The following is an 18,926-nucleotide window of genomic DNA, read 5'->3' as shown; positions in this document are numbered from 1 at the left end:
TCCGTTCCAGCAGCCGCGGCGCCTCGCAGAGGCCCTGACCGGGCATCGCCGGACCAGGGCGGAAACTAGCCGCGCCGTTCGGCTCGGTCCAGAAGAATTCTGATATCAGGCCTTCATTCTATTTCCAGAACAAACCACCTCAACCACGATCTTCCCGCGCGCCTGACGCGACGCCAGGCGCGAAATCGCCCGACCACCCTCTTCGAGGGGAAAGCGCTCCCAGACCTGCGGCCTGATCCTGCCAGCGACGTACAGATCCATCAATGCGCGCATGTCGGCCGCTCCGGCCTGGGGATCGCGCGCCATATAGGCCCCCCAGAAGACGCCGATGATCTGCGCACCCTTCAGCAGGGTCAGGTTCAAGGGCATGGAGGGTATGCCGGCCGCAAAGCCGACCACCAGATAGCGGCCCTCCCATGCGATGGAGCGGAAGGCCGGCTCGGCGTAGGCGCCGCCGACCGGATCAACGACGACGTCAGGACCGGTCCCGCCGCAAGCCGCCCGGATCGCCTCGGCGAAGGCCCGGGAGTCCGTCGCGCCCATCTCGCGCGGATAGACCAGGCCGACGTCCGCCCCCAGGGCGGTCGCCGCCTCAAGCTTTTCCGCCGAGGACGCCGCCGCGACGACCCGCGCGCCCAGGGCCTTGCCCAGTTCGACCGCCGCAAGGCCAATGCCGCCGCCCGCGCCGAGAACGAGCAGGGTCTCCCCGGGACGCAGGGCCGCGCGACCGCGCAGGGCGTAATAGACGGTGCCGTAGGTGACCTGGAGCGCGGCCGCCTCGTCAAACGGCATGGAATCGGGAATGACGATGCAACGATCCGCCGACACCACCACTGTCTCGGCCATGGCGCCGAACGGCAGGGAGGCCGAGACCCTCTGGCCGATCGCCGGAGAGGTCACCCCCTCCCCCGTCGCGCTCACCACGCCCGCCAGTTCGCTGCCGGGCGAAAAGGGCCGCGTCGGCCGCAGCTGGTAGCGGTCCTCGATCACCAGGCTGTCGGGGAAGTTGACGCCGCAGGTGTGGACGGCGACCGCGACCTGGCCCGGCCCCGGAACCGGGGCGTCGACGTCGCAAATCTCCAGCGTGTCCGGACCGCCCGGCTTGAGGCTCTGAAGGGTTCGCACGACACGCTCCGGGAAAAATCCGCGGGCGCCGGCCGGCCCGCCATTCCCCCCTAAGCAACCCCCACGTGGCTGACAATGAATAAATTCTGATACGAGAAATCTGTTCCGCTTGCCGAATTACAAACGCTGATCTAGCTTCGCCGAAAGAGACGCCGTTTCAGGCGCGCGGAGGATATCTGGTGTCCGTCATCTTCAGCCTTTGGGCGACATCGCATTCCGCCCGCCAGGTCGGGACCTGACCATGTCGAACGCCAAGCCCGCGCCGCTCGCCAAGGGCGCCTGGTATACGCTGATCATCCTGACGCTGGTCTATGTGTCGAACTCCATCGACCGCACGGTGATGTCGATCCTGATCGAACCGGTCAAGGCCGAGTTCCAGCTCTCCGACAGCCAGCTCGGCGTGCTGACAGGACTGGCTTTCGGCCTGACCTACGCCCTGGCCGGCCTGCCCATGGGTTGGCTGATCGACAGGGTCAATCGGACGAAGCTGCTGGCCGCCGTCGTGACGATCTGGAGCGTCTGCACCTCGATCTGCGGTTTCGCCCAGAGCTACCCGGCGCTCGTCATGGCGCGCCTGGCGGTCGGAGCCTCGGAGTCTGCGGCCGCGCCGACGGCCATGTCGATGATCGCCGACCTGTTTCCCAAGGAGCGTCGATCGACCGCCATGGGGATCTTCTGGACCAGCACGGCCTTTGGCACGGCCACCAGTCTCCTGCTCGGCGGCGTCATCGCCGCCAACTACGGCTGGAGGGCCGCCTTCTTCGTCGCCGGCGTGCCGGGCCTGATCCTGGCGGTGCTGATCTTCTTGACCGTGCGCGAGCCGGCCCGCGAGCGAGACCTCGGCGGACGGGCCGATGAGCCCGCCCCCTCCCCCTTGCAGACGCTGCGCTTCGTCTGCGCCAATCCCACTGTGTTTCACGCCTTCATCGGCGTCGGCCTGGCCTCACTGGCCATGTCGGGCGTCCCGGTCTGGGCGGCGTCCTTCCTGGTGCGGACCCAGGGCTTCACCCTGCCGCAGGCGGGTCTGATGGCCGGCCTCGGCGTCGGCCTGTTCGGCGCACTGGGATCGCTCCTGGGCGGACCGATCGGCGACCGCGTCGTCAGGCGCTGGGGGGTCCAGACCCTGCCGGCGGTGCCGATGACGGCCTGCGTCCTCGCTTGCGCCTCCGGCCTGGTCTTCGCCCTGAGCGGCTCGCTGCTGGTCGTGGCTCTGGCCTTCATCGTGTTCGAAATCGTCTCGCGCGCCTTCACCGCTCCAGCTTACGCCATTCTTGTCACGGGCGTAGAACCCCGCATGCGCGGCGTGGTCGTCTCCTCGGTCCAGGCTGTGACCAATCTCATCGGCTACGGCGTCGGCCCCCTGGTCGTCGGCGTGGTCAGCGACCGGGTCGGCGGGCCCCATTCCCTCAAGTTCGGCATCGCCGCTGTGATGATCTTCAGCCTGTGGTCCGGCCTTCACTTCCTCGCCGCCTGGTTCGCCGCGCGGCGCTCGCAACGTTTCGCGGGCGAGGCGGCGGCATGATCGGCCGCTCCCGCGCGCCCCACATTTTCGTCGGAGCATGACGACCATGGCAGACGAGGCCTACGCCCCCGCCGTCCAGATCGAACACGTCAATCGTGTGGGCTGGATCATCCTCAATCGGCCGGGTCAGATCAACGCGATCAACCCGGCGCTCCGTCGCGAGGCGGCCGAAGCGCTCGTGCGCCTGGACAAGAATCCCGATGTCGGCGCCATCGTCATCCGCGGGGCTGGCGAGCGCGGCTTCTGCGCCGGCGCCGACATCAAGTCCCAGAACGACGCCGCCTCCCTTCCCGCGCTTCGCGCAGACTTGACGCCGGGCTGGATCGAGGTCCTGGACCAGGTCCGCAAGCCGGTGATCGCCGCCATCCACGGCTATTGCCTCGGCGGCGGCCTCGAGGTCGCCATGGCCTGCGATATCCGGATGGCTGCGCCCGACGCCGTCTTCGGCCTGCCCGAGACCGGACTGGGGCTCATTCCGGGCGGCGGCGGCACGCAGCGCCTGCCGCGGATCGTCGGCCTGGGCCCGGCGCTGGATCTTCTGCTGTCCGGCGACCGGATCGATGCGGCCGAAGCCTTCCGCATCGGCCTGGTGTCGCGAATGTCCGCTTCGGGCGACAGCCTGATCGATGAGGCCCAGGCCCTGGCGGAACGCATCGCCGCCAGGCCGGCCGCGGCCAGCGCCTATGTCAAGGAGGCCGCGCGTGACGGGTTGGAGATGGATCTGCGCGCAGGCCTCAAGCTCGAAAAGGACCTTTTCGTCCTGCTGATGTCGACCGAGGATCGCCGGGAGGCCGCCGCCGCCTTCCGGGAAAAGCGTCCGCCCGCCTTCACGGGGCGCTAGATGGATTCTCAACACCCCGCTGCGGAGGCCTGTCTGTGAGAAAGCTCCCCCTGCTCAACGCGGAGACGCGACCGTTCTGGACCGGCGGAGAGGTCGGCGAGCTTCGCATGCATCGGTGCGACGATTGCCGCCGCTACTTCCATCCGCCCGCCCCGGTCTGCCGCGACTGCACCAGCCTGAAAGTCGGCCCAGTCCCCGTTTCCGGACGCGGCCGCGTACTGACCTTCACCATCAACCGCCAGGCCTGGACGCCCGAACTCGCGGATCCCTATGTCGTCGCGATCGTCGAACTGGAGGAGCAGGAAGGCCTGCGCTTCCTGACCAACATCGTGAACTGCCCGGCCGAGGCCGTGGCGATCGGCATGCCCGTGAGCGTGGTCTTCGAAAGGGTCGAGGACGTCTGGATCCCTCTGTTCGAAAGGGCGACGTCATGACCGGAGCGCGGTTCCTCGAAAAGAACGTCGCCATCGTCGGCATCGGCCAGTCCGAGGTCGGCCGCCCCTCCTCCCGCTCGGCGATGCAGCTCACCGTGGACGCGGCGCTGGAAGCCATCGCCGACGCCGGCCTTCAGCCCAAGGATATCGACGGCGTCTGCTCCTGGCCGGGGGACAATTCCAACGGAAGCAGCTTCTCTCCCGTCGGTCCCCTGGCGGTGCTGAGCATGTTCGGCCTCGACTGCAACTGGTTCAGCGGAGGCTATGAGGCGGCCGGGCCGCTGGCGGGCGTGATGAACGGGGCCATGGCCATCGCCTCGGGTATGGCGAACAATGTCCTGGTCTTCCGCACGATCACGGAATCCAGCAACCGCACGAGCGGCAGCAAGGATCAGAGCCTCGCCGCCAAGTCCGGTCCGCGCGACGGGAATTTCATGTGGCAGTGGTGCACCCCGTTTAATGTCCTGTCGGTGGTCAACATCACCGCCATGTACGCCGCGGCCCACATGGACAGGTACGGCACGACGCCGGAGCAGCTGGCGCAGATCGCGCTCAATGCGCGTCGCAACGCCCTGCTCAATCCCAAGGCCGTCATGCGCAAGCCCATGACGATGGACGACTATTTCAACTCGAAGATGATCTCGACGCCGCTGCGCATGTTCGACTGCGACGTCCATTGCGACGCCTCCACCGCCATCGTGCTGACACGCCGTGACCGGGCCAGGGACCTGCGCAATCCGCCGGTCCGTATCGAAGCCATCGGCGCGGCGATGAACCAGCCCTATCTGTGGGACCAGATCGACCTGACCGCCAACGCCACCGCGGACGCCGGAAACGCCATGTGGGCGCGCACCGACTTCACGCCGTCCGATGTGGACACCGCCCAGTTGTACGACGGCTTCAGCATCCTGACGATGATGTGGCTCGAGGGCCTGGGCCTCTGCCCCAGAGGAGAGAGCGGCGCCTTCGTCGAGGGCGGCCGCCGGATCGCCCTGGACGGCGAACTGCCGCTCAACACCAACGGCGGCCAGCTGTCCGGCGGACGCACCCATGGCATGGGCTATGTTCACGAGGCCTGCAGCCAGTTGTGGGGACGCGGCGGCGACCGCCAGATTCGCGACCCTCGCGTCGCGGTCTGCGCCTCCGGCGGCGGCCCTCTCGCCGGCAGCCTGCTTCTCGTCAAAGACTGAAGATCACGACCCGCGAGCGCCCGCGCGCCGCCGACGCAAGGAGAAAGACATGAGCCTGTACGACCTGCTGCTGAGCGGCGACCTGATGGTCCACGACGCTGACCACACCGCCGAACAGATTGTCAGCAAGCTGGACATCCACGGCCACGCCAACTGGCGCCAGGCCTTTCCGGGCCACCCCTATGTCGCCCACTTCCTGAGGGTGCACAAATCCCTCGCGGTCTCGCCGACCCGCGTCGAGCCCCAGGGCCACCTGGACTTCCCCAACCATGGCGACCCCATGTTCCCGGGTTTCCTCAAGAGCCTCGAGGACTTCCAGGGTCCGTTCCGCCCCATCAAGACCCACGCCACCGTCCTGGTGTCGGACAACATCGGCGGCGTCGTCGAGCATTTGCTCAGCAAGGGTCAGCCCTTCCGTCTGGCCCAATTAACCCCCGAGATGCCGTTTGACCGGTTGTGGGTCGGCTGCACCCCCGAAAATCCGGTCTATGAGCCCTCGGTCGACGGCGGGCTGTGCATCGAGGTCATTCCCCTGGCCGCGATCCAGATGCCGGCCGAAGCCTTCACCACGCCCCCGCCCCGCCCGCGCGACCCCCAGCCTGGCGACATGGTCCGGGTGGTCGGCCGCGGCTTCCTCGTCCGCGACCTGGACGACGTCCTTCGCCGTCTCGACCACAACCTGGACCTCCGGCCCGCCGGCGCCGTCGAACAACTGAAGGGCGAAGGCTACAAGGTCGCCCGCATCGGCTTCAACCTGGGGACCAGCGCGACGCTGGACGTCATCCAGCCGACCCAGTGGGACAGCCCTTCAGGACGCTATCTGCACAACTGGGGGCCGGGCCCGCACTACATCCGCATCTCGGTCAACGGTCTGGACGCCAAGGCGGAGCGCCTGCGCGCCCTGGGCGTGAAGTTCGAAAGGATCGAGCACAGCGAGGCGGTCGACGGCGCCCTGCTTCGCGTCGACCCCGCCGAGTTCGACGGCGCGATCTTCGAGTTCTGCGAAGACCGGGGCTGACCGATGGCCCGCGTCGCCCCTCTGCCGCTCGACAGCCTGCCCGATCCCTTGCGCGCTGCGATCGCCCAGGGGACGGCGACGCGGATGCTGTCCAACACCCTGCCGGTCCAGATCTGGGCGAGACGACCGGCGGCGGCCGCCGCCTGGTTGGGCGTGATGGCTGAAATCCACGAACGGGGGGTGCTGCCCGAGCGGTTGCGCGAACTGGTGCGGCTCAAGATCGCCTCAATCACCACCTGCCCCGTGTGTCAGATCGCCCGCAAGTCAGACGACGTCAGCGAGGCTGACATCGTCGCCTGCAGCGACTGGTCGGATCCCCGGTTCAGCCCGCCCGAACAGGCCGCCCTGCGCTTTGCGGAACTGTTCGCCGGGGATTACTTCTCGCTCGGAGACGAGGTCTACGAGCACCTGCGGACGCATTTCACCGAAGAACAGATCGTCGAGCTTCACCTGTTCAGCGGCCTGATGCTGGCTGGCGGCCGCATGACCTATGTCCTCAAGGGCTATGAGGACGCTTCGGCTTGAAGACCCTGTTCTCACGGCTGCCGCCCAACGCCCAGGGCGCGATCTGGGTGCTGCTGTCCGGCGCAACCTTCGTCACCATGACCGTCCTGGTGAAGCACCTTGCCGGCGACTATCCCTCCCACGTCCAGAACTTCTATCGCCAGACCGGCTCCTTGATCGTCGCGATCCCCTTCATGCTGCGCAGCCCGCGGCAGGTGCTGCTGGTGCCGCTGGCGACGATGCCGCCCTTGTTCGTACGCGCCTTGCTCGCGACCGTCGGCATGATCCTGTTGCTCTACACCTACGAGGCCGTGCCCATGGCCGAGGCGAACGCCCTGTCCTTCACGCGCCCGCTCTGGGTCGTGCTGCTGGCTGCGGTCTTCCTTCGTGAAAGCATCGGCCCCAGCCGCATCGCGGCGGTGGCGATCGGCTTTGTCGGCGTCCTGATCATCATGCGTCCCTGGGGCGCCGGCGTCTCGCTCGGCTGGCCGCACGTCGCGGCCCTGGTCTCGGCCCTTTGCCTGGCCGGCACGATCACAGGCGTGAAGTCCCTCACCAAGGATCTGTCGGCGAGCTCCATCCTGGTCTGCTCGAGCATCATAGGGGAGATCCTATGCCTGCCGTTCGCCCTGGCCGACTGGCGCTGGCCCAGTGTCGGCGACCTGATTCCCCTCTTCCTGATAGGCCTGCTCAGCGCCGCCAACCAGGTCTTGTTCATCAAGGGCATGGCCGTCGGCGAGGCGGCCGTCCTGGCCCCCATCGACTATGCCAGGCTGGTCTTGTCGATCATCGCGGGATTGGTCGTGTTCGGCGAACTGCCGGACGCCTACACCTATCTGGGGGCGGGCGTGATCGTGGCCTCGACCCTCTACATCACGAACCGGGAGATCCAGATCAGGCGCGCCAGGATGCGCGCCGTCGAAGCGTCTCCGCCAGAAGCCGCCTAGCCGTCGCAGGTGAAAGCGGAAGGCGCGGACAGGCGACCGGACGGCGAGGCGCTGAATCGCCTCAGGAGGCTGCGAGCGTGAGGCCTGCGCCGTTGACCGCCATGGCGGCGTCCGACAACAGGAAGGCGATGGTCTCGGCGGCGTGCTCCGGCCGGACCCAGCCGGCGGGATCGACGTCGGGCATGTCCCGACGGTTCGCCGGCGTATCCAGGATGGTCGGAAGGACCGCGTTGACGCGCACCCCTTGCCCGCGCAGTTCATTCGCGAGACTGCGGGTCAACGCCATCACGCCTGCCTTGGAGGCCGCATAGGGCGCCATGCCCGTCGCCGGATCGGCCGCCGCCGCCGCGCCGACGTTCACGATCGCGCCGCCCTGCTTCAACAGATGCGGGACCGTCGCCCGGCTGACGAGCGCGGCCGTGAGCAGGTTGGTGCGGTACATCCGGTCCCAGGTCTCCGCCTCGCTGCCGACCACGGTCTGCCAGACGAATCCCCCGGCGATATTGGCCAGCCCGTCGACCGCTCCGAAGGCGGCGACCACCGCCTCGATGGCCGCCTCCACCGAGGCCGCATCAGCGAGATCGACGCCTGGCAGCACCAGATCCGCCTCGATCTCGAAGGACGGCGATGCGTCCGCGGCGGCGACAGCGACGTCGGCGGCCTTGAGCCGCGCCACGAGGGCGCGCCCCAGGGCGCCGGACGCTCCGGTGACGATGGCGGTGCGACGCATGGCGGGTCTCCGGGGTCAGGCGGGAAAAGGCGGGGTCTTCTCGCGCGCCATGGCGCGCTGAACGCCCGGTCGCGCGGCCATGCGGCGCGCCAGGGCGGAATAGTGCTTGAGCCCGGCGACCGGATGCTCTCCAGCGACGCCCCAGGCATAGAAGACCAGGGCGTAGGCGTCGGCGACCGACATCCGGTCACCGATCAGCCAGTCACGATCGGCCAGGAGGGCGTCGATCTTGTGGAGATTGGCCTCGAACCGGATCCGGCCTTCGGTTTTCAGGGCCTGATAGGTCGTCTCGTCCGGCGTGAACCGGAAGGGGGCGCGCGCCATACGCCCGGTGATGTGCACGGTGCTGGCGAACCAGGCGGTCAGGGACAGCATCCTCGCCTGATCAAAGGCGTCGTCCGGCGACAGGCCTGCGGCCGGCGCAGAACGCGCCACATAGTCCAGGATGGCGACATTTTCGGTCAGCAGTCGCCCGTCGGACATCAGGGCCGGCACGGAACCCGAAGGGTTCGTCTGGCGCCAGGCGACGACGGAGTCCGCGTCATGCAGCCGGATGCGGCTCGCCTCGAAAGCCAGACCGGACTCCTCGAGCGCGATATGAGAGGCCAGCGAGCAGCTCGTGGGGGCATAGTAGAAGGTGAGCCGGGACATGGACGAGTCCTCCAGGTTCAGGCCGCCGGCCGGGGCATGAGGTTTTCGTAGAGGGTCGCCGTCGCCAGTCCGCCGGCGCAGCAGATCGCTTGAAGGCCGTAGGTCTCGCCGCGACGTCCCAGTTCATGGATCAGGCTCGTCGCGAGACGGGCGCCCGTGGCCCCGAGCGGATGGCCCAGGGCGATGGCGCCGCCGTTGACGTTAAGCCGGTCGGCCCCCACCCCGGTCGCCTGCATCCACATCATCGGCACGCTGGCGAAGGCTTCATTGACCTCGAACAGGGCGATATCGTCGAACGACAGCCCCGCCATGGCGGCCGCCTTGCGGCTGGCGGCGATCGGCCCTTCGAGCATCAGGCTCGGATCAGCCCCCACCACGGCGGCCGCGCGGATACGCGCCAACGGGGTCAGGCCGAAGCGCCGCACCGCCGCTTCGGACGCGAGCAGGACCACAGCCGCTCCGTCTGAAATCTGGGAGGCGTTTCCGGCGGTGATGCGGCCGTTCTCGCGAAAGCTGGTCTTCAGCGTCGAGAGCTTTTCACGACTGGTGTCGCGACGAATGGTCTGGTCGGCCTCAAGACTGTCGCGCAGCCCGTCCCAGTCCTTCTCGCAAAGATCGGCGACCGGGACGGCGACGGTCTCGGCGCGGAAATAGCCCGCGTCGCTGGCCGCGGCGGCGCGTCGGTGGCTCTCTGCGGCGAAGTCGTCGAGGGCGTCGCGGTCGAAGCCGTATTTGTCGGCGATGCGCTCGGCCGCCTCGCCCTGGGACGTCAGCTCATAGCGGTCCGAGACCTGCCAGCCGAAGGCTTCGCCGTGGATGGCCCGGTTGGAGCCCATGGGCACGCGCGACATGGCTTCCGCCCCGCCCGCCACCACGAGGTCGCTCATTCCCGCTGCGATCTGGGCCGCCCCGATATGAATCGCGGCTTCCGACGACCCGCATTTACGATCCACCGTCATGGCCGGGATCGTCTCGGGCCAGCCGGCGCCCAACAGGGAGGTGCGGGCGATATTGGCCGACTGCTCGCCGATCTGGGTCACGCAGCCGAAGATGACGTCGTCGATCGCCTCGGGGCCGACGCCGGCGCGGGCGACCAGTTCGTTCAACGCGTGGGCGCCGAGCTGATCCGCCCTCACGCCCGCCAGCGCGCCGCGAAACCGTCCAATGGGCGTGCGGACCGCTGCGACCACATAGACGGGGTTCACAGTTGGCTCCCGCGCAGGCCGGATCCAGGCACGCGAAGGCCGTTTTCATACCGGTACACGCCCCAGCCGACCTTGCGGCCATAGCGTCCTGCCTTGACCATCTTGATGATCAGCGGACACGGGCGGAACTTGTCGCCCAGGGTGGCGTGCAGATAGTGCAGGACCGACAGGCGCGTGTCCCAGCCGGTAAGGTCGCCCAGTTCGAGGGGCCCCATCGGGTGGTTGAAGCCCAGGCGCAGCGCCGTATCGATGTCTTCTGCGGTGGCCGCGCCTTCCTGGAGCATCCACATGGCCTCATTGCCGGCCATGGCCGACATGCGACTCGTGGTCAGGCCGGGCGTCTCATTGACGACGATGGCCGTCTTGCCGAGTTGAGTCACATAGTCACGGCACCGGGCGACGGCCTCATCCGTGGTGGCCAGCCCGCGCACCAGCTCGACCAGCTTCATCTTCTGGACCGGATTGAAAAAGTGCATGCCGATGACCCGTGACGGGTCCTGACAGGCGGCGGCGATCTCCGTCACGCTCAGGGCGGAGGTATTGGTGGCGATCAGGCCGGTCGGCGCCATGACGGCCTCGGCCTTGCGAACCACCTCCGTCTTGATCATCAGGTTTTCCGACACGGTCTCGACCAACAGGTCGGCCCCCATGGCGCTGTCGGTCAGGCTTTCCGACGTCGAAAACCGGGCCAGAGCCGCCGTCGCCGTCGCCTCGTCCGTCTTCCCGAGCCGGACCCCGTCGGCGAGGATGCCAGCGACGGTCTTTTCAGCCTTGGCCAACTGTTCGGACGATACATCGACCAGCCGGACGTCGTGTCCCGCCGAAGCGAACGCATGGGCGATGCCGACGCCCATGAGGCCGGCCCCCACCACTGCAACCTTGGCCATCAATCTCTACCTTCTGTTCTGAACGGGCTCGTCGTCCAGGCGCCCGGGGAGCTGGCCTGGACGGGGCCCGCAAGGCTGGGCCGCCCCCGTGCGCAACGGACAAGCCGTCGCCTCAATGCTTCTCTTCTAGCGGGAAAGGAGCGGCTCCAGCAAATGAAATTCTCTGCTGAGAACGTCATTCTGGAAACTTCAGAACACAAGGACCCATCGTCGTCGCCATTCACCCTGTCGAACGGCTTCGAGCGTTCCCCTCGGCGCGCGGCCTCGCAATCGTAGGGGGACCGCCCTGTCGTGTGGGTTCTAGAGCGGCTTGAGGATGCGGTTGCGCAGCACGCCGATGCCCTCGACCTCGAGTTCGACTTCATCGCCGGACTTCAAGAAGCGCTGCGCCTCCAGACCGCAGCCGTTGCCGACGGTTCCCGACCCCAGAAACTCGCCTGGATAGAGGGTTTCCGAACGCGAGATGAAGGCGATCAGGTCTTCGAACTTCCAGTGCATGGCGCTTGAATGACCCCGGCCCCATTCCTCGCCGTTGACACGCGCGATCATGGTCAGCGCATAGGGATCGGGCATCTCGTCGGCGGTGACGATGCAGGGCCCCATGGCGTTGCCGGTGTCGAAGTCCTTGCCCTTGGCCGGACCCAGTTGGCCGATCATCTCGGTCGCCTGGGCGTCGCGGGCGCTGAAATCATTATAGATGGTGTAGCCGAAGATGTAGTCGCGAGCCTTGTCGACCGGCACGTCCTTGGCCGCCTTCTTGAGGTAGCAGCCGTATTCAAGCTCAAAGTCCATGGTCCGGGAATAGGACGGCCAGATCACCGTCTCCTCGCTCCCGATCACCGAGAAGCGGTTGGCCTTGTAGTAGATGGGCTGGCGGGCGAAGAGATCGAGGATTCTCTGCTCCGCATCGGTCGGCCCCGTGTCCTCGATCACCTCGACCCCCTTGGCGCGGGCCCTCATGGCCCGCGCCGCCGAATAGCATTGGCGCAGGTGCAGTTCGAACGAGCTGCAGTCGCGCATCTGCGGCGGCGGATGGATCGGCGCTTTCAGAGTGACGGCGGACCGCGCGAAGACGGCATCGGCCGTAGCGCCTCTCACCGCCTCGGCCGCCTTGTCGAGCGCATTGTCGCCCCCCTCGATCAACGCCAGCATATCGGCCAGTTCGGGAGCATGCTCCCCGACCCTCTGCATGTGCGCCGCGGCGAGGTCGACGATGAGCGTGTCGCCCTCGACGAAGGCCCCGGCCCGCTTTCGGCCGGCCGCCTCGAATGTCACAAGCCTCATCTCTGGCCTCCCGTTCGCCGCGCGCCGTCAGAACGGCCTGAAGGTCACCTGAAGCATGATCTCACGCCCCCGGTTCACATTGCCGCTGAGGTCGGCCAGCCCCCCGGTCAGCGCCGTCCCTGTGCGAGCGGCCAGACCGGTCTGCGGCACGTTGGAGGCGACATCGACACGGAATTCTTCCGTGAGATTGCGGCCGATGAGGGCCACTTCCCAGGTCCGGTCCGCGCTGAAGACGCGCACCCCCGCATTGAGGAAGGCCACGTCGTTCTGCAAGGCGCCCGGATGCAGTTCCGGGTGGGGATTGTACTCGGACTTGAAGAGGGTATCGATGTTCATGCCCCAGTCGACGCCTTCGATCGCCGTCGGCCCGCTGTAGGCGGCGCCCAGGGAGCCCGTCCATTCCGGCGCATTGACCAGCCGTTCGCCGGCCAGTTGCTGACCTGTGTATCGGCCGGTCGAGGGATTGAGCAGAAGATTGCAGCCGTCGGCGATGGTCTGGCCGATATAGCAGGTGGCGAGGAAGTCCGTGTATTTCGCGTCGTTGTAGTTGGCCGCGCCCCGGATCGTGAGACCCCGAACCTGGGGCAGGCGGAGCGTGAAGTCGGCCTCCAGCCCCTTGACCGTCGCCGCGCCGGCGTTGTTGACCCGGATCACCGGCACGCCACTCGAGTTGTCAAGGGAGTTCACCTGCAGGTTGGTGTAGTCGTAGTCGTAGGCCGCCAGATTGAGCCGGAGCGCCCCGTCGAACAACAGGGCCTTGACCCCGCCTTCGAAGCCCTGGGCTGATTCCGGCAGATACATGGCGTTCAGGGGGCTGGCGAAGGCCGGACCCGTATTGGTCGCCGCTGCGAACCCGCCCGACTTGAAGCCTTCCTTGTAGGCGCCGTAGAGGGTCAGACGATCCGTCGGCCTCCAGGTCAAGGTGACTTCGGGCGAGGTGTTCTCGAAATCAGCCGAGGCTGGCGAAACCGGCTGGGGCACGCCCTCACGCGAAACGGCGAAGTCCTTGGATTCCTTGCTCCAGCGCAGGCCGCCCGCCAGCTCGACAGTGCTGGCGACATCCCACAGCACCTGGCCGAACACCGACTGGGTCTCGCCGTCGATATTGTGCAGGAACAGCGGCGAGCCCGCCGAGATGGCGCGCGTATAGGTCTCCAGCTCGGAGGATTCGTAGAAGGCGCCGGCCAAGAAGTTGAAGGCGCCCGGCAGGTCCGACGACACGCGAACTTCCTGCGTGAACTGGGAGTAGCCCGTGTTGCCGCTGAAATCATTGGCGGCCACGGCGTCCGACGGCGCGACGGCATAGGTGTCGACCCGGAAGTCCTCGTTCTTCGCCCAGCCGGTCACTGACGTCAGCTTCAACCACTCGGACGGCCGGTAGTTCAGCTCGAGCGAATGAAGTTGCTGGCTGTAGTCCCCCGCTCCGGACGGATCGGTAAAACCTTCCGGCGAATTCACCAGGAAGGCGGGATTGATATTGCCGTTGGCGTAGGTGGCGTCCGGACGGCAGTTGTCCACGGACAGGGCCTTGGCCAGGTCGGCGTTGGGTGTGCCGCCGTTCAGAGCGGTCGACTGGGGCGCCAGCTGGGGCGCGCCGTTCGGGCAGTAGATTCTCTGGAAGCCGCCAGCCTGATTGTATCCGATGCCCTCATTCTTGGCGTAGCTCAACTTCAGACGGGCGTCGAACCGATCGGTCGGCTCCCACTTGAGCGTGCCACGGGTGAAGAAGAAAGTTTGCTGAGGCCCGCCGGAGGTCGCCCCGGTCACCGATCCGGGACGGATCGCATTGGCGGCTTCGGCCGCCTGCCCCGCAATATTGTCGCGCCACCCCTCCATGTCCGCGCCGTAGACGACCAGGCGGCCGCCGAGGGTTTCGGTGATCGGTCCCGAGACCACGGCCTCAAGCTGCCGCTCCCTGGCGTTGAACTCGTAGCCCGCCCGCGCCTCGACCTCGAAGGATCGTCCGGGATCGGCCGTCGTGATCGAGATGACGCCGGCAGGGCTGTTCTTACCGTAGAAGAGGGCCTGCGGTCCGCGCAGGACCTCGATCTTCTCCATGTCGATCTGGCCGACGCGCACGGCGCCGCCTCGCGACAGCTGGACGCCGTCGATGTTGACGGCGACAGTCTGCTCGAAGGTGGGATTGGAGCCGGCCGTCGTTCCGACGCCGCGCAGGGATACGGTGCCGCCTACGCCGCCCGACACCTCGCCGACTGAAATCCCTGGCGTGACAGCGCGAAGATCCTGCAGGCTGTCCACCGCAAGGGTGCGAAGCTGCTCGCTTCCGAGCACGGTGACCGCGACCGGCACGGAGATCGGAGCCTCGTCGCGACGACGCGCGGTCACCACGACCTCGTCAACGCCGGTGACGACCTCGGTTTCGGGTCCTGTCTGTGCTGCGGCCGGGTCCGCAAACGAAATCAACGCCCATGCGAGCGCGCCGCATGAAATGCCTGTCTTCACGTCCATCGTCTTCCCTCTCCCTCGCCTGCGGTCCCCGCGTCTTCGCGCAGGCGACCTCAGGCCGACTCCCGATCCGCGCCGTGGCGCGACCGCGGGCGATGCTAGTCAGAGATATCCCGGGTCGCAATCCATAATCTGACACCGGAATACAGTTCTACATAGCGAACTATATCCGACAAACCTGGACGCAGGACCCTAGGGGATTTCCGCGTCGGCCGGCGACACCATGCCCACAAGGGTCCGCACAAGATCGGCGAGCGTCTCGTCGGGCTGCCAGAAGGGATGGGCGGCGTTTGAGGCCAGGGCGGCTTCCCGGGCGGTCATGACCGCCCGCAATCCGAGGCTGAGGAAGACCAGCCGTCGCTCGAGGACCTCGGCCGGAGCCGGCGAAAGACGCCGGATATGGTCAAGACAGCGCTGATAGCCGCGATTCCAGCCGTCGCCCACGATGCGTTCGAAGTCCGCGCGGTTCTGCAGGCTGAAGGTGCTGATGAAGCGAAGATAGTCCCCCTCTCCGCCTTCCCTGCCTAGCTCGGTCGACGGCAGGATGAGGACCTCCATCACCTCATCGAGCGAACGAGGTCCTCCGACGGCCTCGAGGGCGTCCAGTCGAGCGTTGCGCCGTTCATCAATCAGCCGCGCGCCGTCGATCACCAGTTGGGCGACCAGGTCGTCCTTCGTGCCGAAATAATAGTGCAGCGACGCGCCGTTGCGCTGCCCCGCCGCCGCCAGGATGTCGCGAACGGACACGGCGTCTACGCCGCGCGCGGCAAACAGGCTCTGCGCGGCCCGCTTGATCGTCTCGCGGGCGATGTCTGCCTTCTCAGCTTTCATGGATTGACGACCTAGCGCACTCATGTGAGATAAAACAACTGTTTCATTCTTTCGCTTTAGGACCGCCGTGGATCTCGACTTCACCGACAAGACCGTCCTGATCATCGGCGGAACGAGCGGCATCGGCCTGGCCTGCGCCCAGGCCTTCTCCGCCAGGGGCGCCCGGGTCGCCGTCACAGGCACCCGCGCCAGCAGGGCGGACTACGCCGACGCCGCCGAAGCCTTCGCTCCCTTTGCCTTCTCGACGTTGGACGTCGCCAAGGCCGGGGCGGTCGAGGCGTGGACACCACCCTTCGAGGCCCTCGACGTGGTGATCCTGTCGCAGGGCGCGGTGGAGTACCGGCGCCGCGAATTCGAGGCCGAGACCTTCCGTCGGGTCGTGGAGGTGAACCTCAACAGCCTCATGGCCTGCGCCGAGAAACTGGCTCCGGCGCTGGAGGCGCGACGCGGCAGCCTGATCCTGATCAGTTCCGTGGGCGGCCTGCGCGCCGCCCGGGGAAATCCCGCCTATTCGGCGTCCAAGGCCGGGGCCATCCATCTGACGCGCGCGCTCGGCGACGCCTGGGCGGGACGCGGCATTCGCGTGAACGGGATCGCGCCGGGCCTGATCGCGACCAAGATGACCGAAGTGACGACAGCGAATCCGAAGCGGCTCGAAGAGCGGCTCAGGGGCATTCCGCTGCAGCGGCTGGGACGACCCGAGGAGATCGCCTGCGCGGCGCTCTTCCTGGCCTCCTCGCTCGCGACCTACATCATCGGGGAGACCATCGTCGTCGACGGCGGCAGAACCCTGTCCTGACGCAGAACAGACTGGAGACCGCCCATGGCCTGGGAATTCGAGACCGACCCCGACTTCGCCGAACAGCTCGCCTGGATCGACGCCTTTGTCCGCGATGAGGTCGAACCGCTCGACCTGATCCTGCAGAGCCCCTTCGACGTCGACCATCCGCTCAACCGCCGTTTCGTCCGTCCGCTCCAGGCGCAGGTCAAGGCGCGAGGCCTGTGGGCCTGCCACCTGGGTCCGGAGCTCGGAGGTCCGGGCTACGGACAGGTCAAGCTGGCCCTGATGAACGAGATTCTCGGCCGCTCCATATTCGCCCCGACCGTCTTCGGCTGCCAGGCGCCGGACTCGGGCAACGCCGAGATTCTGGCGGTCTACGGGACGAAGGCGCAGAAAGATCGCTATCTTCAGCCCCTGCTCGCCAACGACATCGTGTCCTGCTTCTCGATGACGGAACCCCAGGGCGGCGCCGACCCCACGACCTTCACCGCCCGCGCCGAGCGTCGTGACGACCACTGGTTCCTCAACGGAGAGAAATGGTTCGCCACCAACGCGCGGTACGCCAGCTTCTTCCTGGTCATGGCGGTCACTGATCCCGAGGCCGCGCCGCATCGCCGCCTTTCCGTCTTCATCATTCCCAAGGACGCGCCCGGGCTCGAGATCGTCCGCAACGTCGGCTACGGCGATCGCGATCCGGCCCACGCCTATCTGCGGTTCACCGACGTCGCCGTTCCTCTGGATCACATGCTCGGCGGCCAGGGCGACGGCTTCGTCGTGGCCCAGGTTCGCCTCGGCGGCGGACGCATCCATCACGCCATGCGCACGATCGGCAAGGCGCGACAGGCTTTTGACATGCTCTGCGACCGCGCCCTGGCGCGTATCAGCCGGGGCGAACCGCTCGCCAGCAAGCAGATGGTGCAGGAGAAGATCGCCGACAGCTGGATAGAACTGGAGCAGTTCCGCCTCCTGGTCCTGCGTACCGCCTGGAAGATCGACCGCGAGAAGGACTACAACCGCGTCCGGGGCGACATCTCGGCCGTAAAGGCAGCCATGCCCAGGGTGCTGCACGACATCGCCGCGCGGGCCGTCTACATCCACGGCTGCCTGGGCCTGTCCAACGAGACCCCTCTGGCGGCCATGGTGCTCGACTCCTTCCAGGTCGGCCTCGCAGACGGTCCGACCGACGTCCACAAGGTGACCCTCGCCAAGCAGTTGCTGCGCGGCCGCAAGCATTCCCAGGGCCTCTTCCCCGACTATCACGTGCCGACGCGCCGCGCCGCCGCCCTGGCCCGATACGGCCTGTCCGGCGACGAGGCGGGCCTGAAGGCGGCGATCGCATGACCATAGACCGTCCGCACGGACTGGAGCTCGTCGACCTTGAGGCCCTGGCCCGATGGATGGCCGACCAGGGCCTCGGCGCGGGTCCGATCACGGAGGTCGTCCAGCTGACGGGCGGCTCCCAGAACGTCCTGCTGCGCTTCCGGCGCGACGGACGCGAATATGTGCTGAGGCGCCCGCCGCTCAATCCGCGGCGCGACGGCAGCGACACCATGCGGCGCGAGGCGCGGGTCCTGCGGGCCCTGAAGGGATCAGACGTGCCCCACGCAGGCCTGATCGCCGACTGCCCTGACGCCTCGGTGCTCGGCGCCGCCTTCTATCTGATGGAGCCGCTGGACGGGTTCAACGCCGCCGTCGGCATGCCGGCCCTCCATGCGCAATCTCCCAAGGCCCGTCGCGCCATGGGCTTGTCCGTGATCGAGGGCCTCTCGCGCATCGCTCTCGTCGATTACGAATCGGTCGGGCTCGGCGACTTCGGCAAGCCGGAAGGCTTTCTCGAACGCCAGTCGCGTCGCTGGATGAAGCAGCTGGAAAGCTACGACGAGTTTGCGGGCTGGCCCGGGCCCGACGGCCTGCCTGACGTTCACGACATCGGCGCCTGGCTGGACGAGCGTCGGCCGGAGACCTTCCGCCCCGGGCTGATGCACGGCGACTTTCATCTCAAGAACGTCCTGTTTCGCCAGGACGCCCCGGTGCTTGAGGCCGTGATCGACTGGGAACTGTCGACCATAGGCGATCCCCTGGTCGACCTCGGCTGGCTGCTGGCGACCTGGCCCGGCCCGGGGGGGGACATGAGCCAGACCACGATCGTCGTCGAGCCCTGGGCGGGCTTCCCCGAGGCAGAGGAATTGGTCGAGGTCTACGCTCGGCTGACCGGCGCCGACCTGTCGAACCTGCAATGGTACAAGGTCTTCGCCTGCTACAAGCTCGCCCTCATTCTCGAAGGTAGTTACGCGCGGGCTTGCGCCGACAAGGCGCCGATGGAGATCGGCGAGCGCCTGCACGCCAATGCGGTGCGGCTGCTGGGCCGCGCCGGACGCTGGCTCGATGAGGCCCGGTCATGAAGAACGCCCGCCGGGAGTGTTCCGGCGGGCGTTTCAGTGGGCGCTCCGGGGAGAGAGCGCGCCTAGCGACGGCCCGAGACCGTCGATTCCGCCGAAGCGTTCTCGAAC

At 67.3% G+C, this 18,926-nt stretch carries 18 protein-coding genes; 10 read left to right on the top strand and 8 right to left on the bottom strand.

What is annotated here, in order from left to right:
- Nucleotides 1-105: 105 nt before the first annotated feature.
- Entirely contained in the window at nucleotides 106-1,125 is a 1,020-nt protein-coding gene (locus tag ACFYLW_RS15835) for an NADPH:quinone oxidoreductase family protein (protein WP_312785050.1), read from the bottom strand.
- Nucleotides 1,126-1,366: 241 nt separating this feature from the next.
- Between ACFYLW_RS15835 and ACFYLW_RS15830 the strand changes: the two genes are divergently transcribed.
- Genes ACFYLW_RS15830 through ACFYLW_RS15800 form a run of 7 tightly spaced genes read left to right on the top strand, consistent with a single transcriptional unit; the run spans nucleotide 1,367 to nucleotide 7,581 of the window.
- Nucleotides 1,367-2,647: an MFS transporter gene (locus ACFYLW_RS15830; protein ID WP_312785052.1), complete on the top strand. Its 1,281-nt coding sequence runs from the start codon at nucleotides 1,367-1,369 to the stop codon at nucleotides 2,645-2,647.
- Between the two features lie 37 nt (nucleotides 2,648-2,684).
- The gene (locus ACFYLW_RS15825) at nucleotides 2,685-3,488 is read left to right on the top strand and encodes an enoyl-CoA hydratase-related protein (protein ID WP_313105973.1); all 804 of its coding nucleotides are present in this window, start codon (nucleotides 2,685-2,687) and stop codon (nucleotides 3,486-3,488) included.
- 35 nt (nucleotides 3,489-3,523) lie between these two features.
- The gene (locus tag ACFYLW_RS15820) at nucleotides 3,524-3,922 is read left to right on the top strand and encodes an OB-fold domain-containing protein (RefSeq protein ID WP_312785056.1); all 399 of its coding nucleotides are present in this window, start codon (nucleotides 3,524-3,526) and stop codon (nucleotides 3,920-3,922) included.
- Entirely contained in the window at nucleotides 3,919-5,112 is a 1,194-nt protein-coding gene (locus ACFYLW_RS15815; RefSeq protein ID WP_312785058.1) for a thiolase family protein, read from the top strand. The genes ACFYLW_RS15820 and ACFYLW_RS15815 overlap by 4 nt, the downstream gene beginning before the upstream one ends.
- A gap of 49 nt (nucleotides 5,113-5,161) precedes the next feature.
- The gene (locus ACFYLW_RS15810; protein WP_312785059.1) at nucleotides 5,162-6,130 is read left to right on the top strand and encodes a lactoylglutathione lyase; all 969 of its coding nucleotides are present in this window, start codon (nucleotides 5,162-5,164) and stop codon (nucleotides 6,128-6,130) included.
- Nucleotides 6,131-6,133: 3 nt separating this feature from the next.
- Nucleotides 6,134-6,655 (top strand): carboxymuconolactone decarboxylase family protein, encoded by a 522-nt coding sequence (locus ACFYLW_RS15805; protein WP_312785060.1) that lies wholly within the window; start codon nucleotides 6,134-6,136, stop codon nucleotides 6,653-6,655.
- Nucleotides 6,652-7,581, top strand: a complete 930-nt coding sequence (locus ACFYLW_RS15800) for a DMT family transporter (RefSeq protein WP_313104064.1) — start codon at nucleotides 6,652-6,654, stop codon at nucleotides 7,579-7,581. Before ACFYLW_RS15805 ends, ACFYLW_RS15800 begins: the two co-directional genes overlap by 4 nt.
- 61 nt (nucleotides 7,582-7,642) lie before the next feature.
- Here ACFYLW_RS15800 and ACFYLW_RS15795 read toward each other — a convergent pair whose 3' ends face one another.
- The 7 genes from ACFYLW_RS15795 to ACFYLW_RS15765 all read right to left on the bottom strand — a co-directional run bounded on the left by ACFYLW_RS15795 (nucleotide 7,643) and on the right by ACFYLW_RS15765 (nucleotide 15,719).
- Nucleotides 7,643-8,311, bottom strand: coding sequence for an SDR family NAD(P)-dependent oxidoreductase (locus tag ACFYLW_RS15795; RefSeq protein ID WP_313104066.1), 669 nt, complete (start codon nucleotides 8,309-8,311; stop codon nucleotides 7,643-7,645).
- Nucleotides 8,312-8,326: 15 nt separating this feature from the next.
- Complete coding sequence (locus tag ACFYLW_RS15790) at nucleotides 8,327-8,962, bottom strand: glutathione S-transferase N-terminal domain-containing protein (protein WP_313104067.1); 636 nt, start codon at nucleotides 8,960-8,962, stop codon at nucleotides 8,327-8,329.
- 17 nt (nucleotides 8,963-8,979) lie between these two features.
- Nucleotides 8,980-10,167: a thiolase family protein gene (locus ACFYLW_RS15785; RefSeq protein WP_390183229.1), complete on the bottom strand. Its 1,188-nt coding sequence runs from the start codon at nucleotides 10,165-10,167 to the stop codon at nucleotides 8,980-8,982.
- Complete coding sequence (locus ACFYLW_RS15780; RefSeq protein ID WP_390183228.1) at nucleotides 10,164-11,054, bottom strand: 3-hydroxyacyl-CoA dehydrogenase; 891 nt, start codon at nucleotides 11,052-11,054, stop codon at nucleotides 10,164-10,166. Before ACFYLW_RS15780 ends, ACFYLW_RS15785 begins: the two co-directional genes overlap by 4 nt.
- A 300-nt stretch (nucleotides 11,055-11,354) precedes the next feature.
- Nucleotides 11,355-12,338 carry a fumarylacetoacetate hydrolase family protein gene (locus ACFYLW_RS15775; protein WP_313104071.1) on the bottom strand — a complete coding sequence of 328 codons (984 nt, stop codon included), beginning with the start codon at nucleotides 12,336-12,338 and terminating at the stop codon, nucleotides 11,355-11,357.
- A 27-nt stretch (nucleotides 12,339-12,365) separates the two neighbouring features.
- Nucleotides 12,366-14,684, bottom strand: coding sequence for a TonB-dependent receptor (locus ACFYLW_RS15770; RefSeq protein WP_390183227.1), 2,319 nt, complete (start codon nucleotides 14,682-14,684; stop codon nucleotides 12,366-12,368).
- 312 nt (nucleotides 14,685-14,996) lie between these two features.
- Nucleotides 14,997-15,719 carry a TetR/AcrR family transcriptional regulator gene (locus ACFYLW_RS15765; RefSeq protein ID WP_390183246.1) on the bottom strand — a complete coding sequence of 241 codons (723 nt, stop codon included), beginning with the start codon at nucleotides 15,717-15,719 and terminating at the stop codon, nucleotides 14,997-14,999.
- Between ACFYLW_RS15765 and ACFYLW_RS15760 the strand changes: the two genes are divergently transcribed.
- From ACFYLW_RS15760 to ACFYLW_RS15750, 3 genes are read left to right on the top strand one after another with little or no spacing between them, the layout of a single operon-like run.
- Entirely contained in the window at nucleotides 15,703-16,434 is a 732-nt protein-coding gene (locus ACFYLW_RS15760) for an SDR family NAD(P)-dependent oxidoreductase (protein WP_390183226.1), read from the top strand. The genes ACFYLW_RS15765 and ACFYLW_RS15760 overlap by 17 nt on opposite strands.
- A gap of 24 nt (nucleotides 16,435-16,458) precedes the next feature.
- Complete coding sequence (locus ACFYLW_RS15755) at nucleotides 16,459-17,757, top strand: acyl-CoA dehydrogenase family protein (protein ID WP_390183224.1); 1,299 nt, start codon at nucleotides 16,459-16,461, stop codon at nucleotides 17,755-17,757.
- Nucleotides 17,754-18,818: a phosphotransferase family protein gene (locus tag ACFYLW_RS15750; RefSeq protein WP_390183223.1), complete on the top strand. Its 1,065-nt coding sequence runs from the start codon at nucleotides 17,754-17,756 to the stop codon at nucleotides 18,816-18,818. The genes ACFYLW_RS15755 and ACFYLW_RS15750 overlap by 4 nt, the downstream gene beginning before the upstream one ends.
- Nucleotides 18,819-18,926 lie beyond the last annotated feature (108 nt).

It is taken from the genome of Brevundimonas sp. NPDC007368 (genome assembly GCF_042869015.1).
Taxonomy (GTDB): domain Bacteria; phylum Pseudomonadota; class Alphaproteobacteria; order Caulobacterales; family Caulobacteraceae; genus Brevundimonas.
Note: the sequence above shows the minus strand (reverse complement) of the source record. Positions and strands in the feature narration are given on the sequence as shown.